The organism is Aquabacterium sp., assembly GCF_004297345.1.
Lineage (GTDB): Bacteria > Pseudomonadota > Gammaproteobacteria > Burkholderiales > Burkholderiaceae_C > Aquabacterium.
The window spans coordinates 1-1,971 of sequence record NZ_SCTN01000006.1; the positions used below are offsets into that span (position 1 = coordinate 1).

The 1,971-nt window shown below is 61.4% G+C and carries 3 protein-coding genes and 1 pseudogene; all 4 read right to left on the reverse strand.

All coding sequences use genetic code 11. The features are described from left to right. A partial coding sequence (locus EPO09_RS00170; RefSeq protein ID WP_290638995.1) for a heme lyase CcmF/NrfE family subunit occupies positions 1 to 1,175 on the reverse strand: 1,175 nt, incomplete at its 3' end. After that, positions 1,172 to 1,612: a cytochrome c maturation protein CcmE gene (gene ccmE, locus EPO09_RS00175; protein WP_290638997.1), complete on the reverse strand. Its 441-nt coding sequence runs from the start codon at positions 1,610 to 1,612 to the stop codon at positions 1,172 to 1,174. The genes ccmE and EPO09_RS00170, both read right to left, overlap by 4 nt. Beyond that, complete coding sequence (gene ccmD / locus EPO09_RS00180) at positions 1,609 to 1,779, reverse strand: heme exporter protein CcmD (RefSeq protein ID WP_290638999.1); 171 nt, start codon at positions 1,777 to 1,779, stop codon at positions 1,609 to 1,611. The genes ccmE and ccmD overlap by 4 nt, the downstream gene beginning before the upstream one ends. Beyond that, positions 1,776 to 1,971: pseudogene (locus EPO09_RS00185) on the reverse strand (heme ABC transporter permease); the annotation flags it as partial. The gene ccmD and the pseudogene EPO09_RS00185, both read right to left, overlap by 4 nt.

Genomic DNA, 1,971 nt, shown 5'->3' on the forward strand with positions numbered 1-1,971 from the left:
GACTCGAAATACGGAGGCCCCACCGAGATCTTGCCTGCACCCAGCGCATCCAGTGCCAGGGGATAGAGCGTTCCCAGCAAGATGGTGCCTGCCGTGACCACCAGAAACACGTTGTTGAGCAGCAGCAGCGACTCGCGCGAGAACAGGCTGAATCGCCCGCCCAGCCCCACCTTGGGTGCACGCCAGGCGTACAGCGCCAAGGAGCCACCAATCACGATCAACAGGAAGACCAGGATGTAGAGGCCACGGCGTGGATCTGAGGCAAAGGCATGCACCGAAGTCAGCACACCGGAGCGGACCAGGAAGGTGCCCAGCAGAGACAGCGAGAAGGCCAGAATCGCCAGCAGCACCGTCCAATTCTTGAAGCTGCCACGCTTCTCGGTCACGGACAGGGAATGCACCAGCGCCGTGCCAACCAGCCAGGGCATGAAGGATGCGTTCTCGACCGCATCCCAGAACCACCAGCCGCCCCAGCCCAGTTCGTAATAGGCCCAGAAGCTGCCCAGCAGGATGCCGAGCGTCAGGAAGACCCACGCAGCCAAGGTCCAGGGGCGCGACCACTTGGCCCACGCGGCATCCAGCTGGCCACCGATCAGTGCGGCGATGGCAAAGGCGAACGCCACCGAGAAGCCCACATAACCCATGTACAGCAAGGGCGGGTGCACGATCATGCCGAAGTCCTGCAACAAGGGATTCAGATCACGACCATCCGGCGGTGCGGGCAACACACGCTCGAAAGGGTTGGACGTGAACAGCGTGAAGCTCAGAAACCCCACGCTGATCAGGCCGAGTACGGCCAGCACGCGCGCCACGGTCACCTGTGGCAAGTTGCGACTGAACAAGGCCACAGCCAAGGTCCATCCAGTGAGCATCACCTGCCAGAGCAGCAATGAGCCTTCATGGCCACCCCACGCCCCCGCGATGCGGTAATAGACCGGTAGCAAGGAGTTGGCATTGCTGGCGACATAGACCACCGAGTAGTCATTCCCCACGAACGCCGAGATCAAGATGCCAAAGGCCAGCACCACCAGCAGGAACTGCCCTGCCGCCAGAGGGCGCGCAAGCGACATCCAGCGCCCATCTTGCCGCCAGGCACCCCACATGGGCAGCACGCCCAGCAGGGTGGCCAGCCCCAGCGCCAATATCAGCGCCACATTACCCAACTCAGGAATCATGGCTGCTCCTTTTTCTGACGCGCCTGCTCCATGGCGTAGGCCGCTTGAGGCGGCATGTAGTTCTCATCGTGCTTGGCCAGCACCTCGTCTGCCACGAAGCTGCGATCCGCACCGAGCTTGCCCTGCGCCACCACGCCCTTGCCCTCCTTGAACAGATCGGGTAACAAGCCCTTGTAATGCACAGCCACGTGCTGAGCGTTGTCGGTCACAACAAAGCGGTAGGTCATGCCATCTGGAAGACGCTGCAAACTGCCCTTCTCCACCATGCCGCCCACCCTGAAGCTCCGATCGTGCGGCGCCTCGCCAGCCTGGATCTGACTGGGGGTGAAAAAGAAGACCAGGTTCTTTTGAAAGGCGTTGAGCACCAGCCATGCGGCCAGGCCCAGGCCAGATAAACCGACCAACACCAGGGTCAAACGCTTGTGTCGGGCCTTCATGCATGCTCCGTCAAGTTCAAGCGCAGCGACCGCAAGGCGGCTCGCCGTCGCAAGAACAACTCAATCAACTCGACGGCAATCACAGCGGCCACAACCAGGAGCGATCCCCACACATACTGGCCATAGCCGCCCATGGCCACAACTTCAGCCCAACTGTTCCAATTCATGCCCGTTCCCATTCGTAGCTCACCTCTGGCAGTTGATGCACCCATTGCGCATCGTGCTCACGCTCCAGCACGATGCAGCGCAGGCGAATCAGCGCCACTGCAATCGCATAAGCCCACAATCCCAGCGTTGTCAGCAGCATGCCCACCAACATCGTGCTGGCCATGGTCGGCGCAGCCTTGAAGCTGATGGAG

Coding starts and splice junctions, on each gene's coding strand:
- ccmD (WP_290638999.1), bottom strand. CDS start 1,779: ATGAATTGGAACAGTTGGGCTGAAGTTGTGGCCATGGGCGGCTATGGC.
- ccmE (WP_290638997.1), bottom strand. CDS start 1,612: ATGAAGGCCCGACACAAGCGTTTGACCCTGGTGTTGGTCGGTTTATCT.